This window comes from Coleofasciculus sp. G3-WIS-01 (assembly GCF_040223135.1).
In the GTDB taxonomy this organism is placed as follows: Bacteria; Cyanobacteriota; Cyanobacteriia; order Cyanobacteriales; family Coleofasciculaceae; genus Coleofasciculus.
The window spans coordinates 1-17,262 of sequence record NZ_JAVJZI010000065.1; the positions used below are offsets into that span (position 1 = coordinate 1).

Genomic DNA, 17,262 nt, shown 5'->3' on the forward strand with positions numbered 1-17,262 from the left:
GGTTAATAATTTCTAATGAGGTAATTCGGGTTTGTCCGCCGTAGAGGAGGGAATTCAGGAAACTAATTAGGATTTCTGGGTTTTGCTCAGAGCCAAATATCTTTTTAAAGGCAAAATCCGTTTTGGGATTAATAAAAATCATAGTTATCCTCCCCTGATTAAACGTTTACTTAAAAAATGGCAATCTGTGTCATTTAAGCGTTAGTCCACAGCAGAGCGTGATTCAATCGGTGTCACTTGTGTGATCACAAAGAGTCTGGATCAACACCTAGCGATCGCAGTCTCTCCTCTAACAATTTTGCCCGTTGTCGCTCTTGTTGAGCCAATTGTTCAGCCTCTGTTGCCCGTTGTCGCTGATGAGCAATCTGTTCTTCTGGCGTCAATATCCTTTGTCGTTGCTCATCGTACCAATACAACCACTCTCGATTTATTCCCTGATAGGTTCCTCGTTCTGTTCCTATCCCTAATCCAATTTCCGATAACCAAACCGGATTACCAAACTGTAACTCATATACCCCATCCACTAATTTATACACTTCCAACGGGGCTTTACGACGCCGCAGGGGATTGTACACTACATAGTAGAGTACCCCCATTTCCCGATAGATTTTTTTCTTGCTGCTATATTCGCCGCGACGCTTATGGGATACTACCTCCAGTACCAACATGGGTACAACCTGCTCTTCCCACAACACATAAGACAGGCGCAAGTCTTCATCAATAAATCGTTGTACTCCCAAACTCAAAAACCCATCGGGTACAATCGCTGGTTCTTTGGCGTGATAATAAATTCCCATGTCTACGCCAAAGAACCAATCCCAGCGATTCTCCCACAACAGCGCCAAAACAGCTTTAAGTAATGAGGGAATCAAATCTTGCAGTTCATTATCCACTGGCGTATCGTCAGAATCAGGCAGCTCTTCTGCACAGGGTAAGCAATCTAATGGGTTGTACTCTAGCATGAGTCGGTCAGGGAGCGACAACTAATTTCATTGTATTTTATTTGTCCTTTGTCACCGCCTGAGACCTGATCAAGGGATAATCCTCAGTGACGCCATTTACAAGGGCGCAAGACGAGACACCGGTGTCATCTGTCCTGCAATAAAGGGTGTGGAGCAACTAAGAGCCATCGCCATCTCTCTTCTAACAGTTGACGCGAAATCTATCGGCAAGACAGCGTTACTACGAGCGAGCGGACTTATGTTTAGAACAGATCGCAAAATTCTGCCTTTAAATCCCGATCCATTAATGCTTCTACTGCTTCTTGGGGCGTAATTTTATGGTTGAGTAGGCGATAAACTTGCCGACAGATGGGTATGGGGATCTGCTCTCGATTAGCAATTTTAACCAATACGTTGGCTGTATTTACCCCTTCGGCTGTACTTTGCAATTCTTCGAGAATTTGCTCCAATTTTTTCCCCTGGGCTAAACCGTAGCCGACCCGATAATTACGGCTGAGTATACTACTACAAGTAGCTAGCATATCGCCCAAGCCCGATAATCCGAAGAAGGTTTCTGTTTGTCCTCCTAAGTGAGTCCCGATCCGAAGGATTTCAGTTAACGCACGGGTAATTAAGGCAGATTTGGCATTGGTACCCAATTTTAGACCATCACAAACCCCCACCGCGATCGCAATCACGTTTTTCAGAGTTCCTCCCAGTTCTGTACCAATGGGGTCTGGACTGGTGTAGACTCGGAAGAGACTGGAGGAAAATACCGTTTGCACTTCCTCAGCGGCTGCCATATCCGTACTCGACACCACTGTGGCGGCGGGGAGTTCTTGCTCAATTTCTTTGGAGAGATTTGGACCTGAAAGTACCACAATCGGATGGTTAGGAAAGTCGGCTTCCCAGATTTGAGAAGGGGTACGAGTCGTTTCTGGGTCTAATCCCTTGGTGGCGGTAATAATTGTCACATAATCCGGTAAACCAATTTCTTGAATCTTCGCCGCCGTCGCCGCTACCCCTTTCATGGGAATCGCAGAGACTAGCATATCAATATCCGCCAATACCTCTTCTAGGGATTCGGTGCTGCGGCGAGACCAAAGTCGAACCTGATGATTCTTATGTCTAGCAATCGTTGCCAAGGCTTGACCCCAAGCACCAGCGCCGAGAATGGCGAGGGTGGCTTCTGGTGCAGGTCGGCGCGTGGATTGTGCATGAGCCTGACTGGCTTGTGGGTTCTGATCAGCTTGGGATGAGCTGGATTGAGAATTTGTCAGATTGCTCACCATAGATTTGATGTATTGAACTCAATAATTTATAGGTCAAGTTAATGGTCAAAGGCAAAAGAATCAGATGCATTCTTTTGCCTTTAAAAAGATTATCAACTCACTGTTTGTGTTTGTTTCTGAGTCGCCATCACGTAATCTGGAATACAATTGGCTTCCATATAAGCACGATACTCCTCAACTTGGCGATCGCACTGTGCCGAACTCCAGCCCCCATATTGAGACAGGGTGTCGGTTAGCACGGGCAGAATATCAAAGCCATAGTTGGTATGCATGGCTAAGCTAGTACGGCGACGGGCAATATCCACCAACGTCCGCGCAAATTCCGACTGCACCGCATAGATAATTTGGGCTTTAATATCGGGCAAGTTCGGTGTAATCCCTTGTGCTAATTCCGGTTCCTCGTCCGTTAGCGCTAAAATATCCAACGCCTTAGCCCCATATATATCAAACAGGTGATGGATTGTCGCCAGGGGTAATGAGGTGCGATAGTCTTGCAGCGCTTTTTCTAGGCGCGGATCACTGGGTAAAATGGCTCCCGGTAAGGGTTTGTCGTAAGTAGGACAAGGGGGGGCAGATCGTCCCTGCTTGCGATATACTTTATCCACCATCTCTTCACCCACTTGGCGATAGGTGGTGATTTTGCCGCCAATTAGAGAAATTAGATTGTTCACACCCTCTGGGGTATGGTCATAGAGAATATGGCTGCGGGTGACACTGCCCGGTTTTTTCCCCTCTGCATTGGGCAAAGGACGTACTCCCGCGTAAGTAAATTTAACATCTTGGCGGGACAATTGGGCAGTGGGCAGAATCCGATTGGTTTCGGTGAGTAAATAATCAATTTCCTCGTTGTCTGCCTTAATTGAGTCTAGGGCACCTTGATGTCGCAGATCGGTGGTGCCAATCAGATACATACCTAACCATGGCACAATAAAAAACGGACGACCATCCGTTTTTGCTTCTACATACAAGGTTGTTTCGGGAGCGCCGGGGAAGGGAGGGACAATGATGTGACTTCCCTTGGTCGGACCGAGTTTTTTATCCTTACCAATGGGCGCTGATTGTCCATTTTGCACCCCAGACTGACAAACCTGATCTACCCAGGGACCGGCTGTATTCACCACCACGGCGCGATCGCTCCCTCGGATGGTGAATTCTTCTCCGGTTAAGGCATCTTTACACGTAACGCTGGTGATGCGATCACCTTGGCGCTGCAATTGGGTGACTTGTGCATAGTTGAGAACCGTTGCTCCCGCTTGTTCTGCACAGATAATATTCTCTAGTGCTAAACGCTCCGCATACGCCACCTGAGCGTCATAATATTGCGCTCCACCGACTAAACCATCGGGATCGAGATGGCGAAAGAGCTGATTAAACTTCTGTTTGGGCAGCATCCGGTGGGGGGGCAGGGTTTTCTCGAAGCTCAAGATATCATAGAGCAGCATCCCCGCTTGAATTTTCCAATAGGGACGAGAGCGATCGCTGTAGATGGGAATCGTCAGCATTAGGGGCTTGACTAAGTGGGGGGCTGTATGCAGGAGAATTTCTCGCTCCCGTAGCGATTCCCGCACTAGGGCTATTTCAAAATATTCCAAATAGCGCAAGCCACCGTGAACTAATCTCGTTGACCAACTGGTTGTACCACCGCAGAAGTCAGCCTTCTCCAGCAAAATGGTTTTAAGACCTCGCAAAGCCGCATCTCGGACGACACCAGCACCATTAATGCCACCTCCAATGACAATTAAATCGTAGGTTTGGCTCTGGATGGTTTGAAAATCACGCATGATCCCGTTTGAGTAACATCTAATCTAATTTCCACAGTAGTCGCGACTATGCAAAATGAACAGATAAGGGAAGGGCGACAAGGACGTTAACTCAAAACGTCCCTGGAACTTACAGATCAAACAGCCACTGCTTCCGGTTGCTTCGCTGTCTGAGGTTTGGTTTTCTCAAACATCTCAAACAAGTGATCTGCCCAGCACTGTATATCGTACTTAGTTACGATGTCATACATTTTTGCCATGCGTTCCTTTTGCTCTTCCGGAGACATAGCCAGCGCCTGATCAATCGATTCATCCATGCGATCGACGGAGTAGGGGTTGGTCAAAATGGCATCGGGTAGTTCCACGGCTGCACCGACGAACTCGGAGAGGACTAATACACCTTCTTTTTTCTCGTGGGTGATGATATATTCCTTCGCCACCAGGTTTAAACCATCTCTCAAGGGAGTTGTCCAGCAGATATCTGCGGCTTTGTAGTAACAGAGTAAGTCCGGTAAAGGAATGGGTTGGGTAAATAGCATAATCGGTAGCCAGTTTAAGTTCCCGTACCGCCCGTTAATTTTTCCGGCTAACTGCTCAATCTGAGTTTGGGCAGTTTTATAGACGCGCATTCCAGATGCTGAGGCTACACAGGTGACTAGCATATTAATTTTGCCATGCAAGTCCGGACGACGCGCTAACAGGCGTCCATAGGCTTCTAGCTTTTCACGAGTGCCTTTTACGTAGTCTACTCGTCCGGCTGAGATAATTAACTTGCGATCGCCTAAGCTTTCTTTAATTTCCTCAAACCGTTTTTGAGTTTCTGGCTTATGCAGGATGGAGAGAATTTGTTGAGGATTAGCGCCGACAGGGAAGGGATCGAGGTTGACTAATTGATCTTTATATCGTAGCTGCGTGGTCATTTCTGGCTCAGCCAAGGCGATTCCCGTGGGGGTGATATGCTTGGGTACGGGTTCTTTCTTGAGGATTTCTACCGGGCGCAGGCTGCGAGCCACGTTGACGAAGTTCTCTGAATAGCGAGGAATATGGAAGCCAACGATATCGCAACAGAGTAAACTGTCTGTAATTTCTTCCCGCCAAGGTAAGATATTGAAAATATCTACAGAGGGGAAGGGAGTGTGGTGGAAGAACGCAATCCGAGCATTCGGCTTTAGCTGCCGGATGTAGTAGGGTACTAACCATAGATTGTAGTCATGCACCCAAATTAGAGCATCATCTGCTGCTTCGTCACAGGCGGCTTCGGCAAATAGACGGTTAATCGTGTGAAAGTTTTCCCAATCTGATGTCTCGTAAGTGAAGTGATAGGGGAATGAATGCAGAATGGGCCAAAATGCTTCTTTTGAGGTGATGTGATAGAAATGCTTGACCTGATCGGCGGAGAGGGGAATCCGACGAACGTTGTAGTTCCCTTCACCTTCGACAACAATCCGCTCCTCAAAGTTAGCTTTCTGCTTAGCATTCACCTGTTTCCAAGCAATCCAGGTGCCTTGATTGACGCCGGCAAAGAAACTTTTCAGGGTTGGTACAATACCATTGGGGCTTTTCTTTGCCCGATAATGCACTTTGCCATTTTCCACAACCTCGTCATAAGGTTCGCGATGATAAAGGATAACGAGTGATGATTTCATGCAACTACCTCTAGGTGTTTACTATTAACAGTGGTACGATTCCCGATCCCAATGCAACTTGGATGAGAAAATAAATTTGATAGATTCGATGAATTTAGAGTTTTAGGCTGTCCACAGTGATGATTTTCCCCTTTGACTTTTGGCTTACTCTAAGATTATCTCGTTACTCAAAGGCTGGAAAACCCAGTCAGTATTCTCCTGACAGGAAGTAAAGATTGAGCGCATTACCCGTTTTACTTATATTACCAACCATGATTTTTTTGAAGGTTGCAATGGATAGGGTCAGGGTTTGTCCTATGGAGATGTTCAACAGGGGGAAAGTCTGAGCGCTACAGCATTGCAGATATTGGTTTAATCCAGGCTTTTGTTGATTGCAAGCCCCCAAAATCCGCTGATTTAGAGCGGTAAAAACTATTTGAAACAGATTGGAAGTCATTATTCGATCGAAAAAACTCTCAACAGTCTAGTTTTGATGACAAAACTGCCAATGTACAGATTAAATTGGCTGTGCCATCAAATCCTAGGGGAATTGTGTTCAACCTCGATTACTATTTGCCGTACTCAGTACTCTTTCCATACGACTAACGTCGTAGCAGGTTGGCGAGAGTTTACTTGAGCCAAAGCTAACAACAAAACTGGGATACCTCAGAATTCAACAATAGTCTGACATTAAGTGGACAAGGATTCATCCCTATACACTCTGGTTATGGATGATATCTGCCATCGGCAGGTTTCCTTATCGAGTAGCTATCTGTAGCTACTATACTACAAAAGTATAAAAAAGTGTAAATTTTAGTAAAATTTAGCAGAATACTTCGTCGCACATCATTGGCTATGACAATCAAACTATTCCCGATCGCAACGCCACCACCGCCGCTTGTACCCGATCATCAACCGAGAGTTTGTTCATGATCCCACGTACATGGGTTTTAACGGTATTGGCGCTCAGGTAAAGTTGAGCGGCAATTTCTGGGTTACTATAGCCTTCGACGATCAGTTTTAAGACTTCTAGCTCCCGTTGTGACAAATTGGAAACATTACCTTTGGGAGAAGGGGGAGACAAATGCTTGAGAACTTGACGACCAATTTGAGGGTCGAGGTAAGTTGCGCCTTCAGCCGCCGCTGCGATCGCCTGGAGTAATCGTTCTACACTTGATCCTTTAACACAGTAGGCATCAGCGCCGCTAGATAGGGAGGCAATAATTTCGCGATCGGTGGTATGAGAGGTTAAGATGACCACTCTCACCTCAGGGAGTTCCGCTTTAATTTGCTGAGTAGCAGCAATCCCATCTAAACGCGGTAAACCAATATCCATGACCACGATATCAGGTTTGAGTTGTTTGGTCATTTCCACGCCCATATAGCCATCTTCAGCTTGTCCCACCAGTTCAAGCTGGGGGTTAGTGGATAAGGATTGTTCTAAGCCAAGCTGCATCATGGGGTCATCTTCTACAATCACCACTCGCAGGGGTGGGGAATTTGTGGGGGAATTAGTCGGGGAGGGAAGTTCTGAGGACATGGTTTGTACCCAAGTAACGCAGCAGGCGCGATCGCACTTCCGTATTTTACAAACATTGTGTCCCCTAGATGGATAGCCGCATACAATTTAAGGTTTGTCGTTGGTGATGCGGAGGATGATGGCGAAGACAGCGCAACTACGAACCCCTATAGTCGGTGATGCGGATTTGGCTCTATTGCGCCTAGGAGTCTCTACAATTGCTCCCCCACACCTTAGATTTATCCGCCCAGTCTGGTATGAGAACTGGATAGTGTAAAGAAATATTACAAAATTGCCGTCATACTGGCTTGAGGTATTGACAGCCAGAAAAAATGGCGATAATCTGGCATACATACCCGGGTAAAACGATTGAAAATCATATGCAAGACAAGCAAAAAGTTACGTTGTATCTTCCACCAGGACTTCATCGCCAGCTCAAAATTAGAGCAGCCGTTGATTCAGACTCAATGTCGGCGATGGTCGAGAGAGCAATCGTATTCTATCTACGCCACCCGGAAGTGGTTGATGAGGTAGAAGCATCCTACGGAAACACTCATCGGGTATACAATTGCCCTGAATGTTCTAGCTCAGTGGTTATAAAAGATGGAGATATGGTTTCCCTGAACAATCAACCCAGCCTTCTGGATGATGAACTGCCTGTGGAGAAAGTGCGAGAAGAAGTTAACTCCCGTACCGATTCTCAGGGCGAAGAGGAACTCGTTCCTTGTTGATAGTGTTACAAAAACAGTACAAAAACAGCTAACTGCGAGAGTTCTATTAACAATGTTTGGGCAGTGGTTGTGCCGTCTCTAAGTAGGTCGATAGTCATGCAAGAAGAGATAAGTATTCTCATTCAAGCTCAATACCCTCTAATCTACCTGGTGACGTCAGAGGAAGAGCGGACAGAACGGGCAATAGCCATGATTGCTCAAAATAAAAATCAGCAACGGCGCGTATTTGTGTGGACTGTCACCCATGGGATTGTGGAGTATGGTCAATCACGCTACGTCACCCAACACAATACAGTCTCTCCAGAAGCTGCTATTCAATGGGTTATTCAGCAAAAAGAACCTGGTATCTATATATTTAAGGATCTACATCCGTTTATTGATTCTCCAGCAACAACCCGATGGCTGCGGGATGCTATAGCGAGCTTCAAAGCAGCTCAGAAGACGATTGTACTCATGTCTCCCATGCAGCAGGTGCCGATCGAGTTAGAGAAGGAAGTGGTGGTTCTCGACTACCCCTTACCTGATTTGACTGAACTCAACCAAGTGCTGTCTCAGCAATTGGAAAAAACCAAAGGGCGTCGCACCACTACGGAAACGCGGGAGAAACTCCTGAAAGCGGCATTAGGTCTGACGCGAGATGAAGCTGAGAAAGTGTATCGCAAAGCCCAAGTTAAAGCAGGGCGTCTCACGGAAGGGGAAGTTGATATTGTTCTTTCTGAGAAAAAACAGCTCATTCGTCGCAATGGTATTTTAGAGTATATTGAAGAGGATGAAACCATTGATGCCGTTGGTGGTTTAGAAGAGCTAAAGCGATGGCTGAAACAGCGATCAAACGCCTTCACCGAACGGGCAAGAGAGTATGGTTTACCCCAACCCAAAGGGATGCTGATTCTGGGAGTACCAGGATGCGGAAAATCTCTCATTGCCAAGACAACCTCTCGCCTTTGGGGACTACCGCTGTTGCGGTTAGATATGGGTCGGGTTTATGATGGTTCTATGGTTGGTCGCTCAGAAGCCAACTTGAGAAATGCCCTAAAAACAGCAGAATCGATTTCACCCGCCATCCTTTTCATTGATGAGCTTGACAAGTCTTTTGCGGGGAGCAGTGGCTCGGCTGACTCCGATGGTGGCACCTCTAGCCGCATCTTTGGCTCCTTCTTAACGTGGATGCAAGAGAAAACATCGCCTGTATTTGTCATGGCGACAGCGAACCGAGTAGAACGACTACCGGGAGAGTTTCTCCGCAAAGGTCGATTTGACGAAATATTCTTTGTTGACTTACCGAATAAAGAAGAGCGTCAGCAAATATTTAAGATTCATCTGAGTAAGCGGCGTCGAGATATAGAGCGCTTTGATATCGAACAGTTGGCGACAATTTGTGATGGTTTTTCCGGTGCAGAAATTGAGCAAGCCCTCATCGCTGCAATGTACGAGGCATTTGCACAAGACCGGGAATTCACCCAACTGGATATTATAGCGGCAATCAAAGCAACGCTACCGCTTTCTCGGACAATGACTGAGCAGGTCACAGCCCTGAGGGACTGGGCAAGACAGAGAGCGCGACCTGCTGCATCCTCCGTGGCTGAATATCAGCGAATGGAGTTCTAACAGGCTTTCTCCTGCTCCCAACAGGAGGAAAGGCTAGCAAATACTTGCTAGCAGTTTCAAAAGACGCCGCAATGTAACAGCGGCATACCCAAGAAAAAAGCTACGTTGTCGTTTGTTTTCTATCTCTACTGGAGGAAATCTAAAATGTCTCACTTTAGCACTCTGCGTACCAAGATCACCGATGCCGAAATCTTAAAGGCTTCTTTGAGCGATCTGGGTATTTCCGTGAAAACGGAAGCTGATGTGCGCGGCTACAATGGTCAACGGGTTCGTGCAGACCTCGTTGCTGTTCTCGAAGGCGAGTATGACCTCGGTTGGTCCCGCAATGGCGATGGTTCCTTTGACCTGATTGCTGACCTGTGGGGTGTTGCTAAAAAGCACAACCAAACCGAACTGATCAACTCGATCAACCAGAAGTACGCCGTTAACAAGACCTTAGCAGAGGTCAAACAACGTGGCTTACAAAATGCCAACGTTAAACTGGTGGTACAAAAATAGTCCATCTAGGCGTTCCCAAGCTTACGGGTTAACCAATTTATTTATTTGGGGTTGACCCGTTTTTTCAAAAGGTTTTAGAACAAATGTTCTAGTCTTTTCCATAATATAATAACGGCGGGAAATCTCTCATCCAGGGAGTTGCTCCGCCGTATTTTTGTTTTTGCGATCGCGTTGTCCCCGAACTGCGGTAGCCTTTTATAGGTGAGGAGATGTACGCAGAGGATTGATAATCATGGTCAACTCAACAATCCGAGTATTAGCTCGTGTGGTAGCGCGTCCAGGAAAAGAAGAGAAACTCAAAGCACTGCTGTTAGAAATTGTTGAAGCGACGCGCAAGGAACCCGGTTGTATCACTTACGAGTTATTACAAAGTCCAGCGATTCCCACGGAGTTTGCCTTTGTCGCAGAATGGGAAAGTGAGCAAGCTTGGAGGCTACATTTGGACTCGGCTCACATTCAGCAAGCGTTTTTAGAAGGCGAAGAGTTGTTCGCTTCACCGCCAGATATACGTCATTATGTATTGTTAGCTTAATCGTTCTGATTCGGACAGGGAATGATTGATCAAGTTATACAGTAAAACCGAATAGATTATTCAGGGTATCAAATCTATACTGTCTATTGATTTACAAGAAAGCGTATGTTTGAAGATAATGTAAGATCTTCTGAAGGGGCAAACTATACCAAACTCAACGAACTATTGGCAGCAGGACGGTGGCGAGAAGCAGACGAGGAAACGTTTACAATTATCCTGGAGATTACGGGTGCAGATAAACGCGGCTATTTAACGAATCAAGATATTCAGCAATTTCCTTGTCATGCACTTAGGCAGATTGATCAACTTTGGGTTAAGTACAGCAGTGGTAAATTTGGTTTTAGTGTTCAAAAGCGAATCTATGAGCAATCAGGAAAGGATTTAATGGCATTTGCTGATCGGATTGGATGGCGGGTATCTAATCGGTGGCAGAGTTACAATGAGCTGATATTTAATCAGAATGCACCGATAGGACATCTCCCTGGGGGTGGAGTTGTGGGATGGTTAGCATGGGGAAATCTTCGTGATGATTTATTGTATCGTGTTAGTGCGTGCAATCTCTAGCCTAAATGTCACTGACTTAAGCTAAGTTTGTAGGAGTGCATGTCAACGAGAGTAGGTTGGGTTGAGGGACGACGGGAGAGCCGTAGGGGTACGATACTATCGTACCTTTACGAATGGTGATCTAGATGGTAACTGGGTAAAGTCTGACTAATGCACATCAGTGCATATAAACTCAAAACTTTTCCTATCCCGCCGCTGCTTTCTTCTCCACCGACGCCTTAACTTGCGCCATAATTTGCTCCATCTGACTCACTAATTGCTTCGCCTCCTCTAGATTTTTCTCGTGGGCGTGATCATTGAGTTGACAGGCTAAATCTGACATTAATTCCACCGCTACAGACGCACTAGCACCTTTAAGTTGATGTGCTTTGTTTGCCAAAATTACCCAGTCTTGATCCGCTAATGCTTGCTGGGCTTGGGTGAGAAAGCTTGACCCATCATTAATAAATCCTTTTACTAATTCCAACTGGAACTCGGGGTCACCACCAGAAATCTCTGACAATGCACTCCAATCGACGGGATCTGTCGTCGTTTCCGCTCTATTTTGGCTGTCTATCGAATTAGTTTGTTTCGCCTTATTTTCCTTGACCACCAACGACCATCGCTGTAACATGACTTTCAGTTCTTTTACCATCACAGGTTTACTGAGATAGTCATCCATTCCCGCCGCGATACATTTATCTCTATCCCCTGGCATCGCATAAGCGGTCATGCCAATCACAATCGTATGACGGTTTGTACCTTCCCGTTGCCGTAAGGTTTGCGTGGCTTGATAGCCATCCATCACCGGCATCTGACAATCCATTAACACGATGTCATAGTCATTCTGTGCCAATTTTTCCAGGGCTTTTTCACCATTTTCCGCAGAATCCCACTGATGACCGAGGAGGCGAACTTGGTGCTGGACTAATTTCAGGTTAACTGGTGTATCTTCCACTAACAAAAGAGTTAGTGGGATTTGTTGTTCAGTTTCCGTTTTCAATTTCGATGTCTTTGCTGCCAATGCAGCAACCTCTTGTTGAAAATCCCATCCTTTGCGGGGTAGTTCCTCGTTCAGCGAGGTGGTATTTAGGTCGATATGTCCTTTTAGCTGCTCAAGGAGTTTCTCTAACTCCCCAACTAATTTAGCGCTACTCTCCGCATTTTTGGTGATTGCCTGATGTCGCAGTTCCTCCGCCACATCGGGCATAGTTTGCACGGCGACTGAGGCGCTGGCACCTTTAAGTTGGTGGGCTTTATTGGCAACCATTACCCAGTCTTTATCGACTAATGCCTGTTTTGCCTGGTTAATAAAACTAGCGCCCTCTTTGATAAAGCCTTGGACTAACTCCAGTTGAAATGCCGGATCACCTTCAGAGATTTCCTTGAGACGCTTCCAGTCCACCACATCAGAGAGTAGACTACTCGTGGATTGAGCCGGATATGGACGTTCGGGTTTGGGTGAGACTCCTTTGACGACTGATGACCATCGCTCTAATACCGGTGCCAAGTTTTTCACCATGACGGGCTTACTTAGATAGTCATCCATTCCCGCTGCCAAACATTTTTCGCGATCGCCTTGCATGGCGTAAGCGGTCATGCCAATAATTATTGTATGACGGTCTGTGCCTTCTCGCTGGCGTAGTGTCTGGGTTGCCTGGTAGCCATCCATTACGGGCATCTGACAATCCATTAACACAATGTCGTAGTCATTTTGGGCGATTTTGTCAAGGGCTTCTTGACCATTTTCTGCCGACTCAGACTCATGTCCCAATAATTGCACCTGATGGCGCACCAGCTTCAGGTTAATTGGTGTATCTTCTACCAGGAGAATTTTTAGGCAAGTGGATTGGGGTGCAGGCTGAGAGGGGTCAGGGATAGCTGATTGGGTACTGAACAGGGTGGCGGGAATCTCAGACGCCAGAATTTTCTGTAATGATTCCAACAACTGAGATTCTTTCACCGGTTTAACTAAATAATCGGCAAACCCACTTTTGAGTAAAGGTTGGGCGGAATCCCCGGCGTGCATCGAAGTCATTAGGACTAACTTGGTTTTTGCCCAATCCGGTTCTGCGAGAATCAACCGTCCTAGGGTAGATCCATCAATTTTGGGCATTTTCATATCCAGTAGCGCCACATCGTAGGGTTTACCCGCTTCGGCAGAGGCTTGCATGGCGTTGAGGGCAATAATACCATTATCGGCTTCATCTACCTCCATGCCCCTGGCTTCTAACTGATACTTGACAATTTGGCGATTAATCGGGCGATCATCGACGATTAATACCCGTTTCCCTTGCAGAGATTCGGGGGAAATGGGTAAATTACTAAAGATGCGATCGCGATCGTTCTCCTGGGTACCCGCCGCTACTGTACCAAAGGTAATTGTGAACCAGAACGTCGAACCCACACCGAGTTGACTCTCGACGCCAATCTCACCCCCCATCATTTCTACCAGTTGCTTACAGATGGCTAACCCTAAACCTGTTCCCCCATATTTGCGGGTGGTGGAGGAATCGACTTGGGAGAAGGCTTGGAAGAGTTTCCGTTTATCCTCTGGGTGAATCCCAATTCCCGTATCGCGCACCGCAAATCGCAGTTGAATTTTGTCCTGATCCGCCAATTCCTGATGAACCGACACCCGAATCACGACTTCGCCAGACTCGGTAAATTTAATCGAATTACTCACTAAATTGGTGCAAATTTGGCGCAAGCGACCAACATCTCCCATCAGTCGTCGGGGTACATCGGTATCCACTAACAACGCTAATTCTAAATCCTTGGCTTCGGCTTGGGGAGAACACAAATCTAAGACGTCTTCCAAGGACCGATTAATATTCAATTCATCGATATCAAGGCGCATTTCTCCAGCTTCGAGTTTGGAGAAGTCGAGAATATCATTAATCACGCCCAGTAAATGTTCACCACTTACTTGCAAGGTTTTAACGAAATCCAGTTGGCGGGGATTAAGATCTGTGGTTAAGAGTAATTCGCTCATTCCCAGCACTCCATTCATCGGTGTGCGGATTTCATGGCTCATATTTGCTAAGAATTGAGCTTTTGCCCGGGCGGCTTCGACTGCTGCTTCCCGCGCTTCTACCAGTTTATTTTCGTACTCTTTTCTTTCTGTGACATCCCGATTAACCCCGATTGCGGCAATTGGTTTACCTAGTTCATCCCGCAACGGCACAACCACGGTTTCGCAAACCCCTTTATTGCCATCTTTACGGATAAATTCAATCTCCTGTGTCCAGCGTCCTTCACGGAGTAAACTATCCAGCATCTGTTGAGTTAAAGCGGTGGCTGCATCGGGTTGGTAGATAATACCACAGGTTTGACCTAACACTTCGGTTTTTTCATAGCCAAAAATACGTTCTGCCGCTGGGTTCCAGTCTAGGATATGACCATTTAAATCTGTGACAATAACGCCATCATAAATCGTTTCAAACATTAACGCTTGGCGGCGCAGTGCCTCATCTGCCCGTTTGCGAGCAGAAATGTCTTGGACTAAACAAACGATTCCCTGAATTTTGTGCCCTGAATTCTTCATCACCGAGGCGGTAACCGATACGGGAACGGGGTCACCTGTTTTCGTAAAGAAGGTGGTTTCATACCGACCTAGAAACCCACTTTGTTGAGAGTCATTGGCTTGTAAATGAGCTAAAAAGTTATCTTCTTTAAAGAAATTATCTAAGGGCTGATCCCGCAGTTCTTTGGGGGAATAACCGGATAAGAATAATGTGGCTTCATTAAAACTTTCTACTCTAATATTTTTATTCAGCACAATGAGTGCATCACTCAAAGAACTGATAATATTATCTAGATAGGATTTAGAAACTGTAGTTTCTTGAAGCTGTTTACTCATCTGATTGAAGGCATCAGCTAAAACACTCAGCTCGTCCTTGGTTTGCACCTCAACATAGGTATCGAAGTCCCCTTCGCCAATTTTAGAGGCGGCTTCTTTGAGCTTAACAATCGGCTTGGTGACGCGATCAGCTAAAACGATACCGAAAATAATTGATACGGCGACAACTCCAGTAATCGCCGTGAGGTTAATAATTAGCGAGTAGGTTGAACTGCGATTCGCTGTTTGATTTTCTTCTTCTAGAGTATTAGTATGAAAGGTAATTGCTTGATCAACAACGGCTAAAAATTGGTCTTCAGCATTCTCCAACGCTTGTCGTTTCGCCAAGATATCAGCCCGTTGGAAGTTGGTGTCATCTAAGGCTAAAATTTCCTGGCTTATTTTTGCCAAGAGTAGCTTGCTGACTTTCAATTCCCGATAAAAACTTTGAGCTTGAGCCGTATTGGAAAATGACTGAAATTCGGCTAAATACTGATCTAGAGCCGCAACAGATTGTTGAAAGTCAATTTTGGCTTGTTTTTCAGGTTCCTCCTCTTGAGCTGTTGGCGATGTTTCGGTAGATTTTCCTTCGATTACAGCATAACTATAGGCTTTATTGGTTAACCTTAAGGAGGCTGCCTTAATCTGGTTTAATGCCACCAGTTGACGGGTTGTACCCTCGGTAATCTGATTGAATTTATCATCAACATTTTTCTTCGTTTGAATCGTAATAATTCCCAAGACAGCGACCAGCGATGCCACCCCGAGAAAGCCTGAGATAAATTTTGTTTTCAGTTTCATATCTGTCTCCCGTCACTATTCTGTCCTTCGGAGATTTATCAGAACATTCCGGATGTTCAGGTGGCACAGTCTGACAAAACTTTTGCAGAAAATTAATGTCACCCTAATGGGATGTTCTCTTACACTGTAGCCGACACAGATAGAGATGAAAATAGGAAATTGTTTGAATAAAAATTAAGTAAAGGATAGGTGAATTTTTATTTTTACCGATTAAAATTATTGTCTTTTGGTAGGGGCGGATTTAGGCGAGAAGATTAGGGTAGTTTGTCATTTGTCTGTCATTCGTCATTCCTTATACTCAAGGGACCGAGAAGTAAGCTACTTCCTTTGTAAGGGTTTGAGGGGGGTTTACATAAGTTAATGGAGTTGGGTTGATTTTCACCAACCTACTGATGTCAAAATAAATTATCTCCAAAGCAGGCTTGGGGAAAAGAATCCGATTTGAGGGGTTGACAAAGATAGTGGTTTAATTTTATGATTACTTCATAATGGGAAAATGTGCCGACATATAGGGTAGGATGTCAGATTATTATTCCAGCAGTAATCAAGGTAATTATCCTAAGTAAGAGCAAAAGTCCTGTAGGGGTTAAAGTAAGCCTCAAGCAAATAAAGAGGCGGATGCGATCGCGGATTAATTAAACCGATTCAGATACCGTAGTCACACCACCTGTAGGGACACGGCAATGCCGTGTCCCTACCCGAACCCGCAATTTTCACAGTAGAATGTTCTTGGATGGATGTCATCCCAGAATACGTACTCGTCGGGGTTAGAACATACACACCCAATTCAGATTCGGATAACCTAGAATTAAGGCAAAAATCCACTAAATTTTATCAAAAGCAGGTTTTGGCAAAAGAATCCGATTTGAGGGGTTGACAAAGATAGTGGTTTAATTTTATGATTACTTCATAATGGAAAAATGTGCCGACATATAGGGTAGGATGTCGGATTATTATTCCAGCAGTAATCAAGGAAATTATCCTAAGTAAGAGCAAAAGTCCTGTAGGGGTTAAAGCAAGCCTCAAGCAACTAAAGAGGCGGATGCGATCGCGGATTAACTGAAGGGATTCGGATAACCTAGAATTAAGGCAAAAATCCACTAAATTTTATCAAAAGCAGGTTTTGGCAAAAGAATCCGATTTAAGGGGTTGACAAAGATAGTGGTTTAATTTTATGATTACTTCATAATGGGAAAATGTGCCGACATATAGGGTAGGATGTCGGATTATTATTCCAGCAGTAATCAAGGAAATTATCCTAAGTAAGAGCAAAAGTCCTGTAGGGGTTAAAGTAAGCCTCAAGCAAATAAAGAGGCGGATGCGATCGCGGATTAATTGAAGGGATTCAGATACCGTAGTCACACCACCTGTAGGGACACGGCAATGCCGTGTCCCTACCCGAACCCACAATTTTCACCGGAAATAAAGGGTCTGAAGCCCCGTCCTTCTAGGACGGCTTTTATCCGGATAAACACCCCAGGATAGTATGATACAATGCAGTTGGCTTGCGGCGGCAAAGTCGAAGTCAACTTATCAGGTACGCCGGGACTCGGCGGAACCCAAACCGCAAA

General features: G+C 45.6%; 12 protein-coding genes. 5 read left to right on the forward strand and 7 right to left on the reverse strand.

Features of this window, described 5'->3' with window-relative positions; translation table 11 throughout:
* From RIM23_RS06535 to RIM23_RS06560, 6 genes are all read right to left on the reverse strand, one after another.
* The coding region (locus RIM23_RS06535) for a PD-(D/E)XK nuclease family transposase (protein ID WP_446365532.1) at positions 1-142 on the reverse strand (142 nt) is incomplete at its 3' end.
* A gap of 103 nt (positions 143-245) precedes the next feature.
* Complete coding sequence (locus RIM23_RS06540; protein ID WP_446365517.1) at positions 246-962, reverse strand: Uma2 family endonuclease; 717 nt, start codon at positions 960-962, stop codon at positions 246-248.
* A 242-nt stretch (positions 963-1,204) separates the two neighbouring features.
* Positions 1,205-2,233: an NAD(P)H-dependent glycerol-3-phosphate dehydrogenase gene (locus RIM23_RS06545; protein WP_446365519.1), complete on the reverse strand. Its 1,029-nt coding sequence runs from the start codon at positions 2,231-2,233 to the stop codon at positions 1,205-1,207.
* A 92-nt stretch (positions 2,234-2,325) separates the two neighbouring features.
* Positions 2,326-4,014: a glycerol-3-phosphate dehydrogenase gene (gene glpD, locus RIM23_RS06550; protein ID WP_446365521.1), complete on the reverse strand. Its 1,689-nt coding sequence runs from the start codon at positions 4,012-4,014 to the stop codon at positions 2,326-2,328.
* A 116-nt stretch (positions 4,015-4,130) separates the two neighbouring features.
* Positions 4,131-5,639 carry a glucosylglycerol-phosphate synthase gene (ggpS, locus tag RIM23_RS06555; RefSeq protein ID WP_446365523.1) on the reverse strand — a complete coding sequence of 503 codons (1,509 nt, stop codon included), beginning with the start codon at positions 5,637-5,639 and terminating at the stop codon, positions 4,131-4,133.
* Between the two features lie 841 nt (positions 5,640-6,480).
* The gene (locus tag RIM23_RS06560) at positions 6,481-7,158 is read right to left on the reverse strand and encodes a response regulator (protein WP_446365525.1); all 678 of its coding nucleotides are present in this window, start codon (positions 7,156-7,158) and stop codon (positions 6,481-6,483) included.
* A gap of 359 nt (positions 7,159-7,517) precedes the next feature.
* On the opposite strand from RIM23_RS06560, the gene RIM23_RS06565 reads away from it, so the two are divergent.
* The 5 genes from RIM23_RS06565 to RIM23_RS06585 all read left to right on the forward strand — a co-directional run bounded on the left by RIM23_RS06565 (position 7,518) and on the right by RIM23_RS06585 (position 11,070).
* Entirely contained in the window at positions 7,518-7,868 is a 351-nt protein-coding gene (locus RIM23_RS06565) for a hypothetical protein (protein WP_446336782.1), read from the forward strand.
* A 96-nt stretch (positions 7,869-7,964) separates the two neighbouring features.
* The gene (gene ycf46, locus RIM23_RS06570; RefSeq protein ID WP_446365527.1) at positions 7,965-9,476 is read left to right on the forward strand and encodes a stress-responsive protein Ycf46; all 1,512 of its coding nucleotides are present in this window, start codon (positions 7,965-7,967) and stop codon (positions 9,474-9,476) included.
* Positions 9,477-9,620: 144 nt separating this feature from the next.
* Positions 9,621-9,974 (forward strand): DUF1257 domain-containing protein, encoded by a 354-nt coding sequence (locus RIM23_RS06575; RefSeq protein ID WP_446336784.1) that lies wholly within the window; start codon positions 9,621-9,623, stop codon positions 9,972-9,974.
* Between the two features lie 232 nt (positions 9,975-10,206).
* On the forward strand, positions 10,207-10,506 hold the full coding sequence (locus RIM23_RS06580; RefSeq protein ID WP_446360306.1) for a putative quinol monooxygenase: 300 nt from the start codon (positions 10,207-10,209) through the stop codon (positions 10,504-10,506).
* A 105-nt stretch (positions 10,507-10,611) separates the two neighbouring features.
* Complete coding sequence (locus RIM23_RS06585) at positions 10,612-11,070, forward strand: GUN4 domain-containing protein (protein ID WP_446365528.1); 459 nt, start codon at positions 10,612-10,614, stop codon at positions 11,068-11,070.
* A 184-nt stretch (positions 11,071-11,254) separates the two neighbouring features.
* Here RIM23_RS06585 and RIM23_RS06590 read toward each other — a convergent pair whose 3' ends face one another.
* Positions 11,255-15,691 carry a response regulator gene (locus RIM23_RS06590; protein ID WP_446365530.1) on the reverse strand — a complete coding sequence of 1,479 codons (4,437 nt, stop codon included), beginning with the start codon at positions 15,689-15,691 and terminating at the stop codon, positions 11,255-11,257.
* Positions 15,692-17,262: the final 1,571 nt, after the last annotated feature.

Excerpts from the sequence above, each read along its gene's own strand:
- RIM23_RS06590 (WP_446365530.1), bottom strand. The coding sequence starts at position 15,691 with ATGAAACTGAAAACAAAATTTATCTCAGGCTTTCTCGGGGTGGCATCG.
- RIM23_RS06545 (WP_446365519.1), bottom strand. The coding sequence starts at position 2,233 with ATGGTGAGCAATCTGACAAATTCTCAATCCAGCTCATCCCAAGCTGAT.
- RIM23_RS06575 (WP_446336784.1), top strand. The coding sequence starts at position 9,621 with ATGTCTCACTTTAGCACTCTGCGTACCAAGATCACCGATGCCGAAATC.
- ycf46 (WP_446365527.1), top strand. The coding sequence starts at position 7,965 with ATGCAAGAAGAGATAAGTATTCTCATTCAAGCTCAATACCCTCTAATC.
- RIM23_RS06560 (WP_446365525.1), bottom strand. The coding sequence starts at position 7,158 with ATGTCCTCAGAACTTCCCTCCCCGACTAATTCCCCCACAAATTCCCCA.
- RIM23_RS06585 (WP_446365528.1), top strand. The coding sequence starts at position 10,612 with ATGTTTGAAGATAATGTAAGATCTTCTGAAGGGGCAAACTATACCAAA.
- glpD (WP_446365521.1), bottom strand. The coding sequence starts at position 4,014 with ATGCGTGATTTTCAAACCATCCAGAGCCAAACCTACGATTTAATTGTC.
- RIM23_RS06540 (WP_446365517.1), bottom strand. The coding sequence starts at position 962 with ATGCTAGAGTACAACCCATTAGATTGCTTACCCTGTGCAGAAGAGCTG.
- RIM23_RS06580 (WP_446360306.1), top strand. The coding sequence starts at position 10,207 with ATGGTCAACTCAACAATCCGAGTATTAGCTCGTGTGGTAGCGCGTCCA.
- ggpS (WP_446365523.1), bottom strand. The coding sequence starts at position 5,639 with ATGAAATCATCACTCGTTATCCTTTATCATCGCGAACCTTATGACGAG.
- RIM23_RS06565 (WP_446336782.1), top strand. The coding sequence starts at position 7,518 with ATGCAAGACAAGCAAAAAGTTACGTTGTATCTTCCACCAGGACTTCAT.